The 21552-nt window shown below is 60.5% G+C and carries 22 protein-coding genes and 1 pseudogene; 17 read left to right on the top strand and 6 right to left on the bottom strand.

The features are described 5' to 3' along the window. Positions 1-27: 27 nt before the first annotated feature. On the bottom strand, positions 28-1284 hold the full coding sequence (locus tag RTW82_RS19090; protein WP_410478824.1) for a TolC family protein: 1257 nt from the start codon (positions 1282-1284) through the stop codon (positions 28-30). 459 nt (positions 1285-1743) lie between these two features. Here RTW82_RS19090 and RTW82_RS19085 point away from each other — a divergent pair, with 459 nt between their 5' ends. Further along, the gene (locus RTW82_RS19085) at positions 1744-2418 is read left to right on the top strand and encodes a heavy metal response regulator transcription factor (RefSeq protein WP_043245376.1); all 675 of its coding nucleotides are present in this window, start codon (positions 1744-1746) and stop codon (positions 2416-2418) included. Next, a complete protein-coding gene (locus tag RTW82_RS19080) occupies positions 2415-3803 on the top strand; it encodes a heavy metal sensor histidine kinase (protein WP_316926065.1) in 1389 nt (462 codons plus the stop codon). Before RTW82_RS19085 ends, RTW82_RS19080 begins: the two co-directional genes overlap by 4 nt. A gap of 400 nt (positions 3804-4203) precedes the next feature. Here the strand turns inward: RTW82_RS19080 and RTW82_RS19075 are convergent, their stop codons facing one another. Next, the gene (locus RTW82_RS19075) at positions 4204-5526 is read right to left on the bottom strand and encodes an OprD family porin (protein ID WP_316926064.1); all 1323 of its coding nucleotides are present in this window, start codon (positions 5524-5526) and stop codon (positions 4204-4206) included. A gap of 301 nt (positions 5527-5827) precedes the next feature. Here RTW82_RS19075 and RTW82_RS19070 point away from each other — a divergent pair, with 301 nt between their 5' ends. Next, positions 5828-6058, top strand: coding sequence for a hypothetical protein (locus RTW82_RS19070; protein ID WP_316926063.1), 231 nt, complete (start codon positions 5828-5830; stop codon positions 6056-6058). Positions 6059-6120: 62 nt separating this feature from the next. Here the strand turns inward: RTW82_RS19070 and RTW82_RS19065 are convergent, their stop codons facing one another. Further along, the gene (locus tag RTW82_RS19065; RefSeq protein ID WP_316926062.1) at positions 6121-6513 is read right to left on the bottom strand and encodes a GFA family protein; all 393 of its coding nucleotides are present in this window, start codon (positions 6511-6513) and stop codon (positions 6121-6123) included. Positions 6514-6547: 34 nt separating this feature from the next. Continuing rightward, on the bottom strand, positions 6548-6751 hold the full coding sequence (locus tag RTW82_RS19060) for a hypothetical protein (RefSeq protein WP_263401461.1): 204 nt from the start codon (positions 6749-6751) through the stop codon (positions 6548-6550). Between the two features lie 150 nt (positions 6752-6901). Between RTW82_RS19060 and RTW82_RS19055 the strand changes: the two genes are divergently transcribed. Then, positions 6902-7363: a methyltransferase family protein gene (locus tag RTW82_RS19055; protein WP_184490017.1), complete on the top strand. Its 462-nt coding sequence runs from the start codon at positions 6902-6904 to the stop codon at positions 7361-7363. Positions 7364-7384: 21 nt separating this feature from the next. On the opposite strand, the gene RTW82_RS19050 is transcribed toward RTW82_RS19055, so the two are convergent. Further along, positions 7385-8602: an MFS transporter gene (locus RTW82_RS19050; RefSeq protein WP_316926061.1), complete on the bottom strand. Its 1218-nt coding sequence runs from the start codon at positions 8600-8602 to the stop codon at positions 7385-7387. 149 nt (positions 8603-8751) lie between these two features. Between RTW82_RS19050 and RTW82_RS19045 the strand changes: the two genes are divergently transcribed. The 3 genes from RTW82_RS19045 to RTW82_RS19035 all read left to right on the top strand — a co-directional run bounded on the left by RTW82_RS19045 (position 8752) and on the right by RTW82_RS19035 (position 10893). After that, positions 8752-9525: a helix-turn-helix transcriptional regulator gene (locus tag RTW82_RS19045; protein ID WP_316926060.1), complete on the top strand. Its 774-nt coding sequence runs from the start codon at positions 8752-8754 to the stop codon at positions 9523-9525. 76 nt (positions 9526-9601) lie between these two features. Next, positions 9602-10291, top strand: coding sequence for a GNAT family N-acetyltransferase (locus tag RTW82_RS19040; protein ID WP_316926059.1), 690 nt, complete (start codon positions 9602-9604; stop codon positions 10289-10291). A 155-nt stretch (positions 10292-10446) separates the two neighbouring features. Further along, the gene (locus RTW82_RS19035) at positions 10447-10893 is read left to right on the top strand and encodes a GNAT family N-acetyltransferase (protein ID WP_316926058.1); all 447 of its coding nucleotides are present in this window, start codon (positions 10447-10449) and stop codon (positions 10891-10893) included. A 492-nt stretch (positions 10894-11385) separates the two neighbouring features. Here the strand turns inward: RTW82_RS19035 and RTW82_RS19030 are convergent, their stop codons facing one another. Then, on the bottom strand, positions 11386-12204 hold the full coding sequence (locus RTW82_RS19030; RefSeq protein WP_316926057.1) for a helix-turn-helix transcriptional regulator: 819 nt from the start codon (positions 12202-12204) through the stop codon (positions 11386-11388). Between the two features lie 135 nt (positions 12205-12339). Between RTW82_RS19030 and RTW82_RS19025 the strand changes: the two genes are divergently transcribed. The 10 genes and pseudogenes from RTW82_RS19025 to RTW82_RS18980 all read left to right on the top strand — a co-directional run bounded on the left by RTW82_RS19025 (position 12340) and on the right by RTW82_RS18980 (position 21096). Further along, the gene (locus RTW82_RS19025) at positions 12340-12609 is read left to right on the top strand and encodes a helix-turn-helix domain-containing protein (RefSeq protein WP_021220194.1); all 270 of its coding nucleotides are present in this window, start codon (positions 12340-12342) and stop codon (positions 12607-12609) included. 41 nt (positions 12610-12650) lie between these two features. Continuing rightward, the gene (locus RTW82_RS19020; protein WP_316926056.1) at positions 12651-12899 is read left to right on the top strand and encodes a helix-turn-helix transcriptional regulator; all 249 of its coding nucleotides are present in this window, start codon (positions 12651-12653) and stop codon (positions 12897-12899) included. A gap of 270 nt (positions 12900-13169) precedes the next feature. After that, positions 13170-14528 carry a DUF4041 domain-containing protein gene (locus tag RTW82_RS19015; RefSeq protein ID WP_316926055.1) on the top strand — a complete coding sequence of 453 codons (1359 nt, stop codon included), beginning with the start codon at positions 13170-13172 and terminating at the stop codon, positions 14526-14528. A gap of 272 nt (positions 14529-14800) precedes the next feature. Further along, complete coding sequence (locus RTW82_RS19010; protein ID WP_316926054.1) at positions 14801-15220, top strand: hypothetical protein; 420 nt, start codon at positions 14801-14803, stop codon at positions 15218-15220. Positions 15221-15625: 405 nt separating this feature from the next. Then, positions 15626-16717, top strand: a complete 1092-nt coding sequence (locus tag RTW82_RS19005; protein WP_316926053.1) for a hypothetical protein — start codon at positions 15626-15628, stop codon at positions 16715-16717. Between the two features lie 860 nt (positions 16718-17577). Further along, the gene (locus RTW82_RS19000) at positions 17578-18471 is read left to right on the top strand and encodes a hypothetical protein (RefSeq protein WP_316926052.1); all 894 of its coding nucleotides are present in this window, start codon (positions 17578-17580) and stop codon (positions 18469-18471) included. Between the two features lie 413 nt (positions 18472-18884). Then, complete coding sequence (locus RTW82_RS18995) at positions 18885-19190, top strand: hypothetical protein (RefSeq protein ID WP_316926051.1); 306 nt, start codon at positions 18885-18887, stop codon at positions 19188-19190. A 334-nt stretch (positions 19191-19524) separates the two neighbouring features. Next, positions 19525-19711, top strand: a pseudogene (locus tag RTW82_RS18990) (type II toxin-antitoxin system HicA family toxin). Between the two features lie 46 nt (positions 19712-19757). Beyond that, on the top strand, positions 19758-20201 hold the full coding sequence (locus RTW82_RS18985; protein ID WP_316926050.1) for a type II toxin-antitoxin system HicB family antitoxin: 444 nt from the start codon (positions 19758-19760) through the stop codon (positions 20199-20201). Positions 20202-20442: 241 nt separating this feature from the next. Continuing rightward, positions 20443-21096, top strand: a complete 654-nt coding sequence (locus RTW82_RS18980) for a hypothetical protein (RefSeq protein ID WP_316926049.1) — start codon at positions 20443-20445, stop codon at positions 21094-21096. The last annotated feature ends 456 nt before the right edge of the window (positions 21097-21552 follow it).

Here is a 21552-nt window from a genome sequence, read left to right as displayed (position 1 = left end):
GGCGCGGGTGATGGATGGGCCGGGCCTTCAGGCGCCGGGGCCGCCAAGGGCGGTGACGTCGCCGTAGATGCGCTCCAGGCGCACCCAGGCTTCGGTGGCCGAGGCCAGTGCCTGCACATAACCGCTGCGTGCCTGGATCAGCGTGCGCTGGGCGTCCAGCACATCGAGGAAAGCGAACTTGCCCATCTCGAAGCCGCGGCTGGTGCTGTCCACCGCGCTGCTGGCGGCGGGCAGGATGGTGGCGCTGAAGGCTTCCACCTCGGCGCTCGCCGCCTGCCATTGCTCCAGGGCTTCGCGCACCTCGCCACGCAGGCGCCATTCGACGGCGCGACGCTGGTCCCGCGCCTGGTCGGCACGGCGGGCCGCCGCCAGGACGTTGCCCTGGTTGCGATTGAACAAGGGGATGGGCATGGACAGCCCCACCACATTCACCCGCTCGCGGTCCTCGGCGCTGTACTGGCTGCCGAGGCTGACGCTGAGGTCGGGGATGCGCTGGGCCTTCTCCAGCTCGAAGGCGGCGTCCTGCTGGTCGATGCCCATCTGCGCCAGGCGCAGCTCGGCACTCTCGGCCAACGCGCCCAGCAGTCGGGCGCCAGGCGGGATGCCCGGCAGCGCGGCGGCGTCGCCGGCCAGGGCCACCGGCACGGCGACGTCAGCGCCCAGCACCCGCTGCAACTGGGTGGTCGCACGGGCCTGCTCCTGCAGGGCACGGCGCAGCTCCAGGGCGATCTCGGCGCGCTGCACCTGGGCCCGGGTGAGTTCGATGGGCGACACCTTGCCGGCCTTGACCCGGCCCTCGGCGATGACCACGCCGCGCCCCGCCAGCGCCTGGGACTGCTCGGCCAGCCCGACCCGCACCTGCGCCTGCAGCAGGCCCTGGAAGGCCTGGATGACCTCCGCCCGCAGCGCATTGCGGCTGCGCTCCAGCTCGAGCCCGGCGGCATCGATGCCCCGCTCGGCGAGCGTCGTCCTCGCGCCCCGCTTGCCGCCCAGCTCGATGGGCTGGGTGATCTGCACGGTGGTGGTGCGGGTGGCGCTGCGGGTGTCTTCCTGCTCCCAGGAAAGCTCCGGGTTGGGCAGCAGCGCCGCCTGCTGGCGCTCGCCCTCGGCGATGCCCAAGGCCCAACCCACCGCGGCGAGATCAGGGTTATTGCGCTGCGCCTGCTCCAGCGCATCGGCCAGGGTCAAGGCAGTGGGGGCGGCGAACGCCTGCCCCAGGGAAAGGCCCAGGCCGAGGGTGCACGCCAGGGCGCACCGCCGGAAACCGGCCGGTAATTGATCGATGACAGACACAGGTCGCTCCACTCCAAAGACCCAGAACAGGCACCGGCCACCCGAGGGGTGGATGAACGCCGGATACGCAATGGAGGGGCAATCTAGTGGGCAGGCCTTATCGTCAAGGTGACTGCAAAATTACAAATATGTAATCAACCGGCATTTAACAAAGTGCCTGTATTAACATGCGCCGGCCGAGTGATTGACCGTTGAACTTCGTCATGACTCGTAACAAATAACCGCGCAACTTTTCGGCCCCCGCGACTGACGATCCAGCGCCACCCAGCCGACCAGTGCGACCGCTTGCCGCACCCGTGCCAGCCGCATCAGGCGGGGCTTGACCCTGCAGCAACTACAGCCTTTAGCCTCCGCTCAACAACAACGAAGCGGCCTCTATCCGCTCGCGATGAATGCATACAAGCCGCGCGCTTGAATCAATTGAACCTCGAACTTCCAGGTAACTTGAATATGCGAATCCTGATTATCGAGGACGAGCCTAAAACTGCCGATTACTTGCACCAGGGCCTCAGTGAAAGTGGCTATGTAACCGACCGTGCCGCCACCGGTATCGATGGCCTTCACCTGGTCCGCCAGCACGCCTATGACCTGGTGATACTGGATGTGAACCTGCCCGAGATCGACGGCTGGGGCGTGCTGGAAAACATCCGCCGCACCAGCAACACGCGGGTGATGATGCTCACCGCCCGGGGCCGCCTGGCGGACAAGGTGCGGGGCCTGGACCTGGGCGCCGACGACTACCTGGTCAAGCCCTTCGAATTCCCCGAACTGCTGGCGCGGGTGCGCTCGCTGCTGCGCCGCACCGAGCAGGTGCCCATCCCCGACGTGCTCAAGGTCTCCGACCTGGAGCTGGACCCGGGCCGCCACCGGGCCTTCCGCGGCGAGCAGCGCATCGACCTGACCACCAAGGAGTTCGCCCTGCTGCACCTGCTGATGCGCCGCTCGGGCGAGGTGCTGTCGCGCACGCAGATCATCTCGCTGGTGTGGGACATGAACTTCGACTGCGACACCAATGTGGTGGAGGTCTCCATCCGCCGCCTGCGGGCGAAGATCGACGACCCCTTCGACAACAAGCTGATCCACACCCTGCGCGGCGTCGGCTACGTGCTGGAGGACCGCCCATGAAGCCCGCCAGCCTGTCGCTGCGCCTGGGGGTTTCGGTGGCGCTCATGGGCGCCGCGCTGGTGGTGCTGCTGGCGGTGGCGGCTTATTTCGCGCTGCTCCACGAACTCTCGTCCCTGGCCCGCGACGGCCTGCGGGACAAGATCGAGCAGATCGAACACCGCCTGGAGGAAGACCGCCTCACCCCCACCGGCCTGCTCGGCAAGCCCCACGGCCTGCTCGATCTGGTGCTCGGCCACGACAACCTGCAACTGGCCATCTACCAGGCCGGCGCCAACGGCCGCCTATTGCTGGACGTGAGCGACCGCGCCCTGGCCAGCGGCCCGCTGCCGGCGGTGACGGAGGTGATCCGCTACCACGAGGCCCGCGACGACTTCGGCCACGCCACCCTCACCGCCGCCACCAAGGTGCGCCTGGATGACGGCACGCCGGTGATCATCCAGCTGACCATGGACCGCACCGCCGACCAGACGCTGCTCAACGCCTACCTGCGCTCGACGCTCTATGCCCTGCCCCTGCTGCTACTGGTGATCGGCATGGGCGCCTGGTGGATCGTCCAGCGCGGGCTGCGGCCGTTGCGCCAGTTCCGCAAGGTGGCCTCGCTGGTGTCCACCCAGGACCTGACCCACCGCATCCCCGTGGAGCGCCTGCCCCAGGAACTGGCCGACCTGGCCCAGGGCATCAACTTCATGCTCCACCGCCTGGACGGAGGCGTGCAGCAGCTTTCGCAGTTCTCCGACGACCTTGCCCACGAGCTGCGCTCGCCCATCACCAACCTGATGGGCAAGGCCCAGGTGACCCTCTCCCGCGAGCGCCCGCCGGAGGCCTACAAGGAGGTGCTGGAGTGCTGCACCGAGGAGCTGGGGCGGGTCACCCGCATCGTCACCGACATGCTGTTTCTCGCCCACGTCAGCCACCCCGCCTCCCTGGTGCCCTTCGAGAGCATCACGCTGGAAGACGAGGCGCGGCGCGTGGCCGACCTGTTCAGCATCTCGGCGGAGGAGCGGCGCATCGACATCGCCGTCGCCGGCAGCGGCACCACCCGGGGCGACCGGCTGATGATCCAGCGCGCCCTGTCCAACCTGCTGTCCAACGCCATCCGCCACAGCCCGGCCGGCAGCCAGATCTCCATCGTCATCGAACGGCACACGGACAAGGTCTCCATCGCCGTGGGCAACCCCGGCATCGGCATCCCCGCCCAGCACCTGCCGCACCTCTTCGAGCGCTTCTACCGGGTGGACAGCGGCCGCTCCCGCGCCGAGGGCGGCACCGGCCTGGGGCTGGCCATCGTGCGTTCGATCATGAGCCTGCACCAGGGCAGCGTCGAAGCCAGCAGCCTGCCGGGCAGCTTCACCCTCTTCCGTTTGGTGTTTCCCGCACGGGGATAAGCAGGGACCAGCGCAAACCGTAGGATGGGTAGAGCGCAGCGAAACCCATGCTGCCGGGGTTGCCAATGGGCACGATGCGGACGGGAGCCTTGGATCGATGGGTTTCGCGGTGCTCTACGCCATCCTACGGGGGCATCGTGGGGGTCATGGAGCTACGTGCCCCGGCTCACCTCCGATTGGTGGAGGTGAAAAGCGACCTCCACCCTACGCACGAATCAACCCCGCGCCCGCTCGGGCGGATACTCCGCCCATAAAAAAGGCGCCCACCAGGGCGCCCAAGGATTCACCTCTTCCAAAGGAGCATCACTGCTTCAAAGGTGAATGAGTGGAAGTATGCGAAAGCGAAAATGACGGGACCGTGGTCGGCGAATTACAAATCCGTCATCTTCGCCAAGGCCCGCTACAGCACGCTGAGCGGGTATTCGACGATGAGGCGGAACTCGTCCAGGTCCGATTCGAACTGGGTGGCGCGGGTGTTGGCCTGGCGGATGCGGAACGACATGTCCTTCAGCGAACCGCTCTGCACCACGTATTTCGCCTCGATGTCACGCTCCCAGCGCTTCTGGTCGGTGAGCGGATTGCCATCCGCGTCGCGGCGCATGTAGGTGGCGTTGGCGTTGCTGTAGTCGGCGTCGGTGCCCTTGCCGTAGCGGGTCATGAACGACAGCCCCGGGACGCCAAATGCCGCCATGTCCAGGTCGTAGCGCACCATCCACGAGCGCTCCTTCGGCGAGTTGAAGTCCGAATACTGGATGGAGTTGTCGAGGTAGATGGAGTCCGATTGGCGCAGGTAGTCGAAGTCGTCGTCGCCGTTGTTGCGCTGGTGGGTCAGGGCCAGGGTATGGGCGCCGAAACGCACGCCGACCTTGCCGCTCCAGATGGTGTTGTTGAACTCGCCGAGCTGCTGGCTGCCCTCGTCCACCGCCTTGTAGAGGTTGAAGCCGCCGATCAGCGTAACCTCGTCGTTCAACGGGTAGCTCAGGGAGGTGCCGACGTAGTACTGGTCCCAGACATCCTTCAGGCGAGCGCTGTAGGCGCTGAGGCTGACGTGGTCGTTCAGCACATAGTCGCCGCCGAAGTAACCGACCCAGGGCGAATCGACGCCACCGGCATAGAAGGTGGCGAAGTTGTCGCGCATGTTGCTCGACACCGGCTGGCTCATGGCGTGCAGGCGACCGCCCTGCAGGGTCAGCCCATCGATGCTGTTGTTGGCCAGGGTGATGCCGCGGAAGGATTCGGGCAGCAGCCGCGAGTCGCCGTACTGCACCACCGGCGTGACCGGGAAGACGTCACCCACCTTGATCACGGTGTCGAAGGCGCGGACCTTGGCCGCCCCGCCGACCTTGGTGTACTCGTCCCGCGCATCGCCCGCGCTGTCCACGGGCAGCACGTCGAAGGAGCTGCGCGCGCCGTTGCGGCCGCCGCCGGTGTCAAGCTTCAGGCCGAGCATGGCGAAGGCATCCACGCCGAAGCCGACAGTGCCCTGGGTGAAGCCGGATTCGAACTTGCCGATCACCGCGTGTGCCCAGGTTTCGGAGTAACCCGCACCGCCGGCACCCTCCTCGCCATTGCGGTTATCGCGGTTGAAGTAGAAGTTGCGGTTGAGGACGCTCAGGCTGCTGCCCTCGATAAAACCCTCTTTCTGCTCTTCGGCATGAACGAGCGGGCTGACCCCGAGAATGGCGGACACGACGGCAAGCGACAGCTTGGCTTTTCTGTTCATCTATTGCTCCTGGCGAATGGCAGTTCTTATTGATCTGGGCGGGCCGTTATGGATTGTTCGAATGAATGCGACCGCGCCTTATCGTCACTGCCGGGAGCTAACGCCAGGATGATTGGAAGATTACAATTCTGAAAGGCAACACCCCGCCCAGGCCTTGAACGCCGGGGCCTTCACCGCGCACCGGGAAGATTGCAGCAATGTAATGTCCGGCTCATGCCCCTGTTAGTTTCACCTCCGTAGCATCAGGCCCACTTCGCATCGCAACTCCCCATCCGACATGCGAACTTCAAGAGGCCTGCCCATGAAAAAGATCCACTACGCCCTCATCGCCCTGCTCGCTCTCGGCAGCGCGCCCGCCTTCGCCAGGGGCGACGGCTTCGACCGTTCCTACCAGTTCAACCAGAAGGTGCGTGAAGACCAGCAGCGCCTGTGGGGCAAGAAGAACGCCGAAGTGGCCGACGCCGGCCAGCAGCCGGCCAAGCGCAGCGAGCCGCCGGCAAGCGCCTCGGAGAAGAAACGCACTGGCAGCTGATGCCAGCGTCCATGAAAAAAGCGCCCCACGGGGCGCTTTTTTGTGCCGGAGAACAACGCAGGTCAGTCCTCGGAGCGGCCCGTGCCTTCGCGGTCGTGGGGATAGTGGTGGGCGAGCGGGAATGGCGGCAGCCAGGCTTCGCGGCGGGTGACCCAGCTCTCGTAGGTGGGCAGCAGCTGGTCGGGGGCGTCGAGGCAGCCGAGGTTCACCTCGATTTCATCACCCGTGCGCGAGTACACCGACGAGCCGCAGCGCGGGCAGAAGCAGCGCCCGGCGTAGTCATGGGTTTCGCCCTCGATGGCCACGGCGGCTTCGGGGAATATCGCCGAGGCGTGGAACAGCGCGCCGTGGTGCTTGCGGCAATCCAGGCAGTGGCAGAGGCCGACCCGGTAGGGCCGCCCGCTCGCCACCAGCCTTACGCTGCCGCACAGGCAGCCGCCGCTGAATCGCTCCATGTGCCGTCCCTCCGCTGCAGGGCCCTGGGTGGTTTCAGATGCGCAGGCCGGGCCGGCGCCGGGTCAGCTCCTGGATCATCGCGCTGGCGATCACCGCCGTGGGCAGCAGGGTTTGCGGGGCGCCCGGCCCCTTGAGGCGATAGCCACGGATTTCCGTCGAACCGTCCTGCCGCACCGCCAACCACTGCACCACGCTGAACTCTCCCTTGGTGAAAACCGTCGCGCCTGAATGTTCCATCACTCGTCCTGATCACTGAAAAGCAGAACGGTCGAGCGTAGACGCTGAGCCCCGGAGCGCAAGTTAGAGCGGGCGTGGCCCGACCGCAGGCTTGACCCTGGAGTAGCTACAGCCTTCATGCTGCGCGGAAAGCCCACAGGAGAAACGACGATGGATTGGCTGGAGAAACGCGTCCCCCCCTTGATGGTCGCAGGTGCGTTCGCCCTGCTGATGGCGCTGCTGGCGCAACCGGTTCCGCCCATCGGGGTGGCGCAGGCCTGGCGCCTGGTGATGGCGCTGGTGTTGCTGCTGGTGGGGCTGGGCATCTGCCTGGCGGGGGTGGCGAGCTTCCGGCTGGCGCAGACCACGGTCAACCCGCTGGCGCCGGAACAGGCCACGGCCCTGGTGCAGAGCGGCATCTACCGCTACACACGCAACCCCATGTACCTGGGTTTCGCCCTGGTGCTGCTGGCCTGGGCGGCGTTGTTGGCCGCCCCGCTGAGCCTGCTCGGCGTGGCCGGCTTCGTGCTGTACCTCGACCGCTTGCAGATCGCCCCGGAGGAGCGCGCCCTGGCCGAGTTGTTCGGCGCCGAGTACGCGGGCTACTGCAAACGGGTGCGGCGCTGGCTCTGAACCCGCGCCGCACGCCCTGCCCTACACCCCCTTGGTGGAGGGCAGCAGCACGGTGAGGATGCCCAGCAGCGGCAGGAAGGAGCAGAGGAAGAACACGTGCTCGATGCCGTGGATGTCAGCCAGGTGTCCGAGCAGCGCGCCACCGATGCCGCCGAAGCCGAACATCAGGCCGAAGAACACGCCGGCGATCATGCCCACGTTGCCCGGCACCAGCTCCTGGGCGAAGACCACGATGGCCGAGAACGCCGAGGCCAGGATGAAGCCGATGACCATGCTCAGCACGCCGGTCCAGAACAGGTCGACGTGGGGCAGCGCCAGGGTGAAGGGCGCCGCGCCGAGGATGGAAAACCAGATCACCTTCTTGCGCCCGATGCGGTCGCCGATGGGGCCACCGAAGAAGGTGCCGGCTGCCACCGCGCCGAGGAACAGGAAGAGGTAGAGCTGCGAGCTGGCCACCGAGAGGTCGAACTTCTCGATCAGGTAGAAGGTGAAGTAGCTGGTGAGGCTGGCCATGTAGAAGTACTTGGAGAACACCAGCAACGCCAGGATCACCAGGGCGAAGGTCACCCGCCGCTTGGACAGCCCGTGGGTGGCGACGCCGCCCTGCTTGAGGCGGAACAGGTTGAGGTGGTTGCGGTACCAGCGGCTCAGCCCGTAGAGCACGAGGATGGAGAAGGCCGCGAACAGCCCGAACCAGGCCACGTGGCCCTGGCCATAGGGAATGATGATGGCGGCGGCCAGCAAGGGGCCGAAGGCGCTGCCGGCGTTACCGCCCACCTGGAAGGTGGACTGCGCCAGGCCGAAGCGCCCGCCCGAGGCCAGCCGTGCGATGCGCGAGGCCTCCGGGTGGAAGGTGGACGAGCCGATGCCCACCAGCGCCGAGGCCATGAGGATGGCCGGGAAGGAGCCGACCACAGCCAGCAGCAGGATGCCCACCAGGGTGCACAGCGAGCCGACCGGCAGCAGCCAGGGCTTGGGGTGGCGGTCGGTGTAGTAGCCCACCCAGGGTTGCAGCAGCGAGGCGGTGAGCTGGAAGGTCAGGGTGATCAGCCCCACCTGGGTGAAGCTCAGCCCGTAGCTGGCCTTGAGCATGGGGTAGATCGACGGCAGCACCGCCTGGATCAGGTCGTTGATCAGGTGCGCCAGCGCGCAGGCACCGATCACGCGCATGACCAGCGGGCTGGCTTGGCTCGCGACCGAAGGGGCCGCCAGGGGGGAGGCGGTGGAGCTGATGGACATGGCACGCTTCCAGGCAAAGGCAACGCCGCTCCACGGACGCTTTGGCCGTGAAATCACGCTGCTGGTTCTCAGGATTCGGCGCTATCCTAAGGCCCGCTCAACCGCCTGTCTCGCGCAATCCGGTCAACAACCATCGCGAAAAAGACATCATGATCAAGCCCCTCGACACCTTCCTGAGCGAGATCGACGCCGCGCCCTGGCCCCTGCGCAGCAGCGCCACCGACTACCCGGCGGACTGGTTCATCCAGCCCCACTCGCACAACAAGCACCAGCTGATCTACGCCATCCAGGGCGTGATGGTGGTGCACTCGGCGATGAACCAGTGGACGGTGCCCCCCAGCCGCGGCATCTGGATGCCCTGCGGGCAGGTGCACGCCATCCGCTGCGTGGGCGCGCTGAAGATGCGCAGCGTGTTCGTACGCCCGGACATCCCCCCGGACCTGCCCCTCGAATCGAAGGCGGTGAGCATCTCGGCGCTGCTCAGCGAACTGATCCAGGCCTCCATCGGCATCACCGAGTCCTATGCGCCGGACTCCCGCGAAGGACGGGTGATGAGCCTCATCCTCGATGAGCTGAAGATCCTCCCCACCCTCCCCCTGCACCTGCCGCAACCGGCGGACCGGCGCATCCAGGGCATCTGCGCGGCGCTGCAGCAGGACCCCAGCGACGGCTCCACCCTGGCGGACTGGAGCGCCCGGCTGGGCCTGGACGAGAAGACCATCCAGCGGCTGTTCCAGAAAGGCACCGGGATGACCTTCGGCCAATGGCGCCAGCAGGCCCGCCTGCTGCTCGCCCTGGAGCGCATCGCCCTGGGCGAGAAGATCATCGACGTGGCCGGCCAGCTCGGCTACGAAAGCCCCAGCGCCTTCACCACCATGTTCAAGAAGCAGTTCGGCATCACGCCGAGCAACTTCTTCAAGTGAGCCGCCCGCGGCGGGCGACGCTACAATGGCGCCCGCGCCGATTTCCCCGATCGGGCACGCCCGGAGTCAGCTGCACATGTTCACCCTCGTAACCCTGGATAACCCGCCGCCCGAATCCCTGAAGAGCCAGGTGCTGCAGATGGTGGTGGACTACTTCAGCGACATCAGCCCGGTTCCGCTGACGCCCAGCAACCCGCTCTACCAGCTGTACCAGTACGTGATCGGCTACGAAGTGCACCTGTACCTGCAGGCCATGGACAGCGCCCAGGCCAGCGGCGCGCGGCTGGTGCTCGCCCTGGCGGACGAAGACCCGTCCCAGGTGCTGGGCTTCGCCCTGTACCTGCCCAGCCAGGACGACGCCGAGGCCTGCACCCTGGCCTACCTGGCCGTGGCCGCCAGCCACCGCCGCAATGGCATCGCCCGCGCTCTGGTGCACCGCATGCTCGAACACCGCCCCCACGCCGAACTGGCCTGCGCGGCGGGCAAGGTGCCCACCTTCGAGGCCCTGGGCTTCCGCGTGCTGGCCGCACAGGGGCCGCACGTGCTGCTCAACACCCGCGCCCAGCGCTCCAACGGCATGGTGGCGGTGCAGGACCTGGCGCCGATCTTCCAGTCCAAGGAAGTGCGGCAGATCCACGCCTACCTGGTGAAGCAGAACGGCCAGAAGGCCCTGAGCGAGGCCGAGAGTAAGCGCGACCGCCTGCTCGACCAGATGGCCTTCCACGCCCAGGCGCTGGTGAAAGAGCGCTTCCCGACCATTCACTGATCTGCCGCTCGACACTACCAAGGCTCCAGGGAGAGGACGTTCCATGGGTGAACGACAATAGGCACGGTTGCGGGTGATCAGCCCGGCCGGCGAAGTGCTGCAACTCGGCATCGGCGACCGCCCCCACACAGGACAACCCGCAAAGGAATGACAGCATGACCCGCACCCTGCGCCTGGCCACCACCGGGGATATCGAGGCGCTCTTCGCCATCCGCACCAGCGTCGTGCAGAACCACCTCTCCCGCGAGCAGATGGCCGAGCTGGGCATCACCCCGGCCGTGCTGGCCGACGCCATCGCCGCCAGGCCCTGCTGCTGGGTCGCCGAGGTGGACGGCGTGCCCGCCGGCTTCGCCATGATCGACCTGGATGAGGGTGAGCTCTTCGCCCTGTTCATCCGCCCCGAATTCGAAGGCGTGGGGCTGGGGCGCATGCTGCTGCAGGCGGCGGAAGAGGCGTTGTTCCAGGCCCACGAGCGCATCTGGCTGGTGACCGATGGCCACGCAGAAATCCGCGCCAACGGCTTCTACCAGCGCCACGGCTGGACCCTGGCCGGGGTCGTGGATGAGCGGGATGTGCGTTATGAGAAGCAGCGGGGGCGGTAGCCGTTGTCGGTTGGGGCGAGTTCACTAGCCCATGGGCAATGGCGTTGCCCTGAAGGCACGCGTGGCAACCCTGCGGGTTGCTTGGCGACTGAAGTCGCCCCTACATGCCCCTGGCCACCTCGCAGCCTTCGATACTGCTGCATCATCGGGGTGTGAATAAACCTCGAAGCGTGCAGCCACTGCTCACTCCGGACGTAGGGTGTGCTGCGCGCACCTGGATTTCACCGGAAGCACCGAGCGGCGGTGCGCACGGCACACCCTACGGCATCCGTTCATCCTGCTGGGCCCGAGACTCGTATCGTCACGAGAAAAACAACAGGGAACATTTGTGGGAGCGGTTTCAACCGCGAATGGCGGGGTGCGTGGCCATAGCGGATGAATTCGCTCCTACAGCCCTCGAAGCGCCCAGCCACTACTCACTCCGGACGTAGGGTGTGCTGTGCGCACCTGGATTTCACCGGAAGCACCGAGCGGCGCTGCGCACGCGGCTGCCTAGCGCCGCGAGTGCCTGCGTCGGCTGAAGGTCGGCTCCGTCATCAACTCCCGTACGAACAGCCCGAAGAACTCTGCCTGGCTGTTGATCTCCAGCTTCTCGTACAGGTTGCGCCGGTGCACCTTCACCGTGCCCCGGGTGATGCGCAACTGCGCAGCTATCTGCTCGCTGGAATAGCCCTGCAACAGCAACTGGGCGATCTTGTGTTCACGCCGCGTCAGCAACTCCTCCCCGAAGGAACTGAACACCGCACGCACATGGCTCGTGGGCAGTACGGCATCCGCCGGCGGCTGGCTCCGCGCCTCCCAGGCCATGCGCACCACCTCCTGCACCACCGGCAGCGCATCGCGCAACAGCCGCAGCGCCTCTTCATCGAACGGCGCCCCGCCCTCCCCGCGCATCAACGACAGCACCGCCCGGCAACCCGGCGCTGGCGTGGCTAAAAAGCCCAGCTCATCGCTCAAGCGCAGGCGGTGGTAATAGGCATCGAAGTAATGGCCGCTGTGGAAGCTGTCCGGCGCCAACTCGCGCATGCCATAGAGCCCATCGGCGTTATCGAACAGGCAAGCGAGGCAGAACGGATCGAGCAGATAGGGGCCGGCGCGGTAGTCATCGATAAAGGTCGCGCGCAACTCGGCTGGCACGGTGTGAAACAGGGGCAGCGGCAGGTGGCTGCCTTCATAGAGGAACAGCACGACGTAGTCGGTGGGAGCGAAGCTGTGCAGCCAGTTGGCCAAGGCGCGTAGCTGTGGCTCGCCGGGGGACTGGGTGAGGATGGTGGTGATGGCGTGGGTCCATGTTTTGGGGTGGGTATGCATTGGCCGGGAATCTCCTGATCTAGGCCTGGAGAGGTAACACGTAAGAGGAAATCTCACTCGACCAAAGATACTCCTTTGAGTATAGATTAATGACCGGACGGAAGGCTTCATCGTTCCTTTTTGCGAGTAGGCGGGATGGAACTGAAGCAAGCACTGGCGCAAGCCATCAAGGAACTGAGAAAGAGCAAGGATCTTTCGCAGGAAACGGTGGGAGCGAGCCAGAGCTACATCAGCGATGTGGAGCGCGGCATCAAGAGCCCTTCGGTGATCAAGCTGGCCGAGCTGGCGGAGAACATGGGCGTGCACCCGTTGACGATTCTGGCCAAAAGCTACCTGCTGGCAGACCCGGAACTGGGTGTGGATGAGCTGCTTGAGCAGTTGCGTCGGGAGCTTGAAGAAATCTGAAGCCAGGCTTCCAGCTGCCAACTCCCTTGCAAGGTCCCTTTATGGAACGAGTGTCGGTAGAACACGCTAACGATGGAGGCAGCCTCTTGAAGCTGGGCAACGCTGTCCGCGCCCGCAGAAAGACGCTCGACCTCTCCCAAGAAGCGCTCGCCGATGCCGCCGGAATCGACCGCTCGCACATGGGCAAGATCGAGCGCGGCGAACGCAACGTGACATTCCTCAACATCGTTCGAATCGCCACCGCCATGCAGTGCAGCCCTTCCGATCTGCTTATCGAGGCGGGTCTCTGAGCGAGGTTTTAGCACCTACTGAACTTAAGCTGCCGCTTGGGAAGGCTCAGAAGACGCCAGGTAGCAACCAGAGATACACCAGTAATATGGAGCGCGGTATCAGAGCCCCATCTCGATTGATATCACTTACCAGAGTGGACACTGCGAGGGGCTTTCCCAGCCTTACCAGTAGAAATTCGCGAAGCTACTATTGCGTTTGGATTGCGCTAGAAATCGCTTCATGGCAATTGAAACTAAAGAATCTGCAATTCAGAAAAGAGGAAGGAACCTATGTCTTTTAGTGACTACTGGAATGGTCCAGCGCATAAACAGCGGGCTGATGATCTGGATATCCAACTTACCGAGCTTCAGGCACGTTATGCGCAGTTGCAGGTGCTCAATAGGAAGATCGGTGCCATGGACGTGCTGGAAGTCCAGAAACTGATTGAGCAAGAGAAGGCCAAACTTGCTGCTGCCCGCCAGGAGGTCCAACGTGCTGGCCAAGAAGTAGCAGCGCTCGCGCAACGCTCCACTGATCTGCAAGGGCAGATCCTCGTGTGGGAGGAAACGCTGCTTTTGGAGAGCTTCGCGCTCTACGAACCCAAATTCAAACTGAATGCCAGCCTTGAGTACAAGTCCCGGCTGGACTCTACGCGTGAATACCAAAAAACGATGATAAAGGCTGGTACGGCGGCTACCGGAAACATGGCCTGGACGGTCAATGGCAGCCAAGCCCAAGGGCGCAAGCTTGTGACCGACATGATCAAGCTGGTCATTCGATCGTTTAATAACGAAGCAGACTACTGCGTAGACAACGTCAAATTTGACAACGTAGAGCTGGGTGAGAAGCGCATTCTCAAATCATTCGAAGCCTGCAACCGCCTAGGCAAAATTATGGACGTGGAAATATCGCGCAAATACCTAGGCCTAAAAATCGATGAGTTACACCTTGCCCACGAGTTTCAGATCAAGAAGCAAGAGGAAAAAGAGGAAGCCAAGCGCGCCCGAGAAGAGTTGCGAGAACAGCAGAAGCTTGAACAGGAGATTCGTGCAGCCCGGGAGAAGATCGCCAAAGAGCGCAAGCACTTCACAACCGCATTGCGTGACCTACAAGCGCGCCTGGATAAAGCAGAATCCGAAGAGGACCGCCTACCCCTTTTGGCCAAGCTTGCTGAAGTTGAGGCTGGCCGGACCGCGCTGGAAAGCGAAGAGAAGCTCATCGACTATCGCGAACAAAATGCCAAGGCCGGCTATGTGTACGTGATCTCGAATATCGGGGCATTCGGCGAGGGGATTTACAAGATTGGTATGACACGCCGCCTGGAACCAATGGATCGTGTCGATGAGCTGGGAGATGCATCGGTGCCGTTTTGGTTTGATGTGCACGCAATGGTCTTCTCTGATAACGCCCCGGCGCTGGAGGCAAAACTACATGAACGCTTTGCTGCGGGCCGCCTAAACAAGGTAAACGGGCGCAAGGAATTCTTCCGAGCGGACATAGCTGAGATCGAGTCGGTCATCCGACAAAGCTACGATGCCGCCGTCGAGGTTACTCACGAAGCACCAGCCGAGCAGTATCGCGAAAGCTTGCGCATGGAGTTGCCCAAGGCCGCAATCCTACAAGCAGAGCATTTTGCGGCGCAGAGTTAGTAGTTCCGGGGACAGGCCTCGACGCTCTCGTAAGCCTGCCTACTCATGTTTACTTTGCCTAAAGCAAACACTCATCAGGGCAGCCAGCGGCCGTCAGCCACAACCAAAAGCCAACGCAATCCAGCGTCTTCGGTTATGGCACCGCCCTCTACGCCCCCTTGAAAAGCCACGCAACAAGGATCGTTATGCAGCAACACCCAGAACCAGCTGTATCAAGCAGCCACCCGCTCAGCCACCGAGCCCCTCATCGTCTGAAAATCCCAGTCGCGGCAGTGCTTCTGATCAACACCTTCCCCGCCCTGTACGCCGCAGAGTCCTCTTTCACAGGCAGCTGGTACCTGGACCTGCGCACGCCCGAACAGATACAGGCCAAGGCTGAATGCGGCGGCGCTGGCTTCGAACTGGTGCAGCAAGGCAACACCGTAACCGGCACCCACTACTTCGCCACGGTCAACTGCGGTCGGATCAACGAAGGTGGGGAAGTCAAAGGAACGGTTACGGGTTCGGAGGCTGTTCTGTATGTCACCAGCGCCAGGAATGGGGCGGTTGTTAGAGGAAAGGCGACATTGCAGGGTGGGCAACTCAGATGGCAGACGTTGGAGGAGATTAAAGAGGGGGTGCCGGAGGGGGATTTGGGGCTTGTTTTGGGGGAAGGGGTTTTAGAGAGGATGGCTGGCTCAACCTCAAAATAATGCCTGCATATCTTTACGTATGAGTGGCCGCGTTCAGCCAATAGCCGCCTGTCAGGCCGCTTCCCGGCAAGCCGCGGCAAGAGCCTCAGAGCCAAGCAGCAGGATTATCTAGGCCACTTGCCATCACGCGGAGTAAAATTCTAGAAGTCTCGGGACGAGTAAAGGTTAAATAAATGGATCCTCATCTAGTAATAAGGGGCAATTTATTGTCCTTAAAAGCATTGATCCCCCGGAAGATATAGAACGCATAGCAAATGTAGAAATTTTCTACGGAAGCTCTGGCGGTGGTAGATACTGACTCCTGCCCATGATTGAAAGCATATAACAGACAACATAAAGGCCGACCACGATCTCTATTTGAGGCCAGTCCCCCTAAAGAACATCGAGAGACAAGGAAGGTTTCGGATGAAAAATCCAGACACTAACGAAGCAACAATCGACGCCATTGAAAAACTCATTAGTCTTATAAAAGAAAATATAGGAGCACTTTTAAAAACAGTCCCCATAGCAGTTGGATTTACTTTATTTTTAATTTATTTCTGCCAAAACCATTTCTTCCCAAGCTTTGATATTTTCTCATTAGGGTCACTGCTAATCTCCGCCTTCATATTTGGAGCAGCGGTATTCTTCATAATTGCACTCTGCATTTCCTTCCCAGCATTCTTCTGGGTAGACTCATTCTTCAAGAATAAAGACATAATGGGAGAATTAGAGTATTTTCTGCCTCAAGATAGCAAAAAGAAAAGAAACGATAAATTATTCCTGGTGATAAAGAAATACTTTGCTGTACCAAGCATTCTTAGCGGCATGACAGCCATACTTTGTCTGACGGGTGATTACAGCTCCACTCAGCAAATAAGCATATTCCTCGGCACAACACTAGCAACGACCATACTACTAACCGTAGACCTTAAGAGAGAATATGATCTGTCCGTTCTAAATCTTCTTATAGCAACCCTCGTAAATTACTTCGCCATGTTCATCGCAAGCTTGATTAGCCTTGGCTTTGCACTAGCCACGGTTAGGGCCTACATGACTAGCGAGGACGACATATTCCAGGTGGGGGCTGCCGTTTTTGTTATTCTGCTTATGCCCATGATTTTTTCTATAAGCGCTCTTGCTGCAATGACTATTAGCCGAAGTCATACGGTATTTTTCAGTGCAATATTTTCTCTTCTATTATCTATATTCACGAACATGTGGTTCTCCTTACCAGCCATAATCGTAAAAATTCTCGGCATCGGAAACTACACAGCCGACTCTATACATCTTAAAAAAGAAATTTGCAGCGAAGCCATATTTCCAAAGCTGACAAAACTTGGAGAAAATTGCATGTTAAGCAAAACCAAGATCATATGGTCTATAGGTGACACCTACAGACTCTCGCTCGGGGGCGATGAAAAAAATATAGATATTACAATACCAAGCAAATTCGTGTTATCCATAACAAAAGAACAGAGCAAAAACTCAAAAACCACACAACAAAAGAAAGATTAAAACACAATAACTAGGTAGCAACAGAGATCATATTACCTCCAGAACTTAACAGTCTTGGCCTCCAACTCTAATCAACGCACACCACCGGTAACCATGCGTAACTGTACGATTTTGACCGATAGCTATCCCTCTTCTAAACCGGGTGGATCAATCAGCTCGCCTCCTTATCCACGCAAAGATATCCCTCATGAACAACCCGCTCGACCTCTCCCACTCCGCCTTCCACCTGCGCGATATCGACGCCGCCCTAAAGGCACTCGCTACGATCAGGCTACCCCCCACTGTTTGCAAAGCTGCTTGGAGCATTGGGTGAGACCCATGAAGACATCGTTTTCGAACTGGAGTTGATTGGAGAGCCCTGCATCACGACGGCTATCGCCAAAGCTGCGGAGATGAGGTTCGAGTAGGTCATAGGCTGGAATAATCTCAACGCCTTTCAGCACAAGGGCGCGTACGCGCTGGCCGCATGGGTATGGCCGAATCAAAGGTGGCACTGTAAAGGATGGCGAAGCATTCCGACCCAATTCTTCGCGAGTAGAGCAAGGAGGAGCTCGACCATTGGCCCACGGCATAAGAGCACGGCAAATCGTAGCTCAGCATCGTCCGTCGGTGGTGCCGCCCCCATATGCTGATCATGCCCAAGTCTGATGGTACCAATGTCCTCGCCTTGATCCAGTCGTAAGTCCAGTTGGAGAGCTAGTAAGCACCGACTCACTGCTCGCTATATCGACCACCACTGCCCTAGGCAAGCATTTCATCAACGCTTTCCCAACCTTGCATTTCCTTGGTAGCTCAGCTAAAAAAATATAGCGATAGCCATTTGATATCCATTTGATGACAAACTGACTGCAGGGAAGCATATGCGCACACTCATACTGTTAGCACCCATTCTCATTTCTGGCTGCACCATCATTGAGGAGAAAATGGAGAAAAATGCTTTTGATGAATATCGAAAGATGTCCTCTTCTCCCGACATAGTTTCTCAGGAGGCTGCAAAGCCCCAAGACCTGCAAGAATTATTAAAAAAAGACATAACCAGTTCTACTGAAAGAAACAAAATTCAAGGTCAATTACTCGCAAATTCTGAAATAAACTGCGGGATTTTCATAGAAAAAACCCACATGGGGAGAGCTGCACAAAACCTAATGATCGGAACGTACTCGAATATTGCATCAACTGCCGCAGCCATTGTTTCAGGACGTGCAGGACAGAATCTTGCCGGAGCATCCTCCGTACTTGGTTACTACCAAAACAATTTAAATCAAGAATTTTACAGCGGCATACTAGCTCCTACTCTAACCGGCGAAATCATGTCCCGCAGAGAAGAGCTAAGCGAGCAAATATACGAAAGACAGAAACTATCAATAGATAAGTACCCCTACCAAACAGCAATCATGGACGCCGTAAGATACCACAACTTATGCTCAATCCCTGTCGCATTGGTACGTCTAATCAACAAGAAAGACGCAACAAAACAACTCGACTACAATGCAGCAATTGACAATATTGACAACGAAATACAAAAACAATCTCAGCTATTGAAATCTACGGAGCTATCCTTAAGTGATAGTGAGAAAAAAAAGCTACGCGACCAAATAATGGACCTTACGAAACGCAGAGAAATTCTAGCAACTTCTCTACTACAAAAAACCACTCCCCCACTCTCAGAAAATCCTGCACCCTCAACAACTACAAAGCCCAACGCTGTTCCATCTGACACAACCAAACCCGTAAATATCGCCCCTACGGAGTGACTTTCTTCCGCAAACACGGGGAGTGATATGAAAGTTAGCTATCACTACAGCTGCTACCGTGTTTTTACAGTTGACCTGACCCGCCCTGTGGGCCAGGTCAATTCCTTACAAGCTCAGCAAACCCGAGCGCGGGTTTAATTCTCCGCAGCCTATACAGCTGACCTGCATGTGCCATGCTGAAGTCTTATTTGCTACTACGCGGCAAAGCGCATTTCTATGGCATAGCCCCAGCGATAAGCTGATAGTTTATATTCTGCCCCGACGTAGACGCCGCACCTGATTCAACAGCGACTACTGTTGATCAATAGAGCAGTGGCCGGAACCGCCAACGTCGTATCACCTTCGACACAGCCACGTGCTATACCCATCAGGCGAAATACCCGCATCTAAAACGTCAAAAGGAGTCGACGCCCATGCCCCACTTTGTCTACAACATCGACGGCACGTCCTCGCGCAAGTGCCAGTGCTCAACCATTCCAAAAACCTGGCTAGGCCACTGGGAGAGAGGAACCGGCCTTACTCTCCCCGCCAAATGCGTAGCGAAGTACTGCGGAAACGTTACCCAGGTCGGCGCCCATGTGCGGGATGACGATGACAAGCGCATCGTGTGGATCGTCCCGTTCTGCCAGTACCACAACAAGCGCCCCAGCAGCGAACCCATCGAGCTCAAGGATGCCGTCACCCTGTGCGGCGGCTCCATGACGATCGACTGCGCATAGTGCTGAACAGCTGCCAGGCGCAGCTGTTCTGCTCTGGCGCCACGCAGAGAGACTTGGGGCGCAATGCCCTGAGTCTCGCCATACCAACTCCTCCACAGCTTGATATCGAATAAGCAGCCTCGATCTCGCAGTTCTCCTCCCCGCAGCCGCTCACGAAGCAGCCATTCGAGCAACGCGCCCAGCTCTCGGGCTTATCGGGCATCTGCGGGCCTCAAAACCTCCCGGAGCGGGAGCGTTAACAGGCATATCAAGGGAAACGACCTACACAACACGGATGTTGCATAACAACATATTTGTTGTATCTTCACCCCACCCGAATCACAGAGACGAGGTGATGAAACACAGCGAATTCAGGCAATGGTTAAAGGCCCAGGGGGTCATCTTCGAAGCGGCGAAAGGAAGCCACTTCAAGATCACAGCCCCCCAACGGCAAGACGACGATCTTCGCGGATCACGGTGCAAAGGAGATGAAAGAACCGACCCGCAAGGCAATCGTCAAGCAACTGGGGCTCACCGAGTGAACCCTGCCCCGACACTGAAGATCGAGTGATTCATCCAGGAGCGCCCATGCACGACTACGCAATCCGGCTTGAGGCCGATGACACTCCAGGGTTGGCAGTCTTCTGCCGTGACCTTCCTGAGCTGAACAGCTATGGCGATGACGTTGCGCATGCGCTGGCTGAAGCCGTGGACGCCATCGAGTCCACCCTCTCCCTCTATGTTGACCAGCGCCGCACGATTCCGACGGCAAGCCCCGCCGAAGCTGGCGAGCATGTGATTCGGCTTCCCGCCGTCACCGTGGCCAAGATCTACCTCTGGAACGCCATGATGGAACAGGGCCTGCGCAAGGCAGACCTGTGCCGCTTGCTCGGTGTCGCCCCCATGCAGGTAGATCGACTGGTGGACTTCCTCCATACCTCGAAGATGGAGGCCGTCGAGGCCGCGCTGGCGAAGTTGGGTAAGCGGCTGGCTGTAAGTATCGAAGCAGGGGAATGGTCGCGAAGCGCATGATCCGGCGAGAAACGAAAAGCCCCGGCGCAAAGGCTGGGGCTTTTCGTGTGGGACAGGCTACAACGGAATTCTTCTATCTCCTGCTCTTGGCGATGGCCTCCTCGCCCCCTACCACCCTCCCGCCGAACTGATCACCTCCCACTCGACAATGTGAGCCCCATAACGCCCCCCGATCAGCACTCAGGCTAATCTGCCCCCACGCTCTTACCCCCACCCGCTACAGACCTGGATCAGGGACGAAATGAAGTTCTCCGATGAAGTCGCTGCCGCCTTTCCGGCCGCCAACCCGATGCCCGCTTTACTGCTGCAAGCCATGCAACTGATGGAGGCGCACGGTTGCGTACGCACCATCGAGTACAGCGGTACCCGCTACATGACGCTGCACCCGGAGCCCGAGTACAGCGAGATCTCCACCACCTCCTTCCACGTGCCGGACCTGGCCGATACCGCCAGCTGGACCAACAGCGATGACCCGGCGGTGAACGAGCGCCTGCGGATTTTCCTGAGAACCGGCGGGGATGGTTCCTGGGCAGGGCTGTGGCTGGACGACGAGGGGCAGCAACGCATCGTGCACCTGGGCTCGGGCTCCGGGTCGGTGATGCTCTGCGTGCTGACGCAGAACGTGGAAGACCTGCTGCGCCTGCTGGCCATCGGTTACGACGAGCTCTGCTGGCCGGAGCAGTTCGGGGTGACGCCCCAGCAGATCAAAGACATCGACTACGAAGACGCCGACTACCCGCCGCCTCCGCAGTTGTTCCGCGAGCATGTCGAGCGCACGCTGGGCCTGAGCATCCCGGCGCGCGCGAAGGAGATCGTCCAGAGCACCGCGAGCATGGACGACGATGAGTCGACCGACCCCTTCTGGAACTGGCTGAAGCAGGTTCGAGGGGACTGATCACACCACCATGGCAAAGGAATTGCGGATGGGCAGGTTTGAACGGAAGCGCCTGGGAGCCTGTGCTGTATTGCTGAGCCTGCTTTCGCCGGTGGCGCTTGGGGATACCGAGGAAAGCGTGGCGGCATACGTTCGCCTCCAGGAACAGCGTATCGCTGAGGAGATCGAGAATATCCCGTCACTGGTGGAGCGCTACGCCAGCACCCTCGGCTGCAGCTATGCGATGGACCCCAAGAACGTCGTGCCCTACACCCTCGACCGGAGGGTTCACGTAGCGCTGTATGCCCTGGACCGGGGGTGCAGTGGCGGCTCGCAGATGCAGGCAACTCAGATAGCGGTCGTGACCTATGGGAGCTACGACAAGCTCTATATCAGCCCTGAGCATTCCCGAATCGCGAATAGGCCCCCAAGAATCGTCGACCGGCTTTATCTGGAGGATGGCGCACTGCGCTACGA

Origin of the sequence: Pseudomonas sp. zfem005, from assembly GCF_032621735.1 — a bacterium.
GTDB classification, from domain to species: domain Bacteria; phylum Pseudomonadota; class Gammaproteobacteria; order Pseudomonadales; family Pseudomonadaceae; genus Metapseudomonas; species Metapseudomonas solani.
This window is presented reverse-complemented; position numbering and strand designations above follow the sequence as displayed.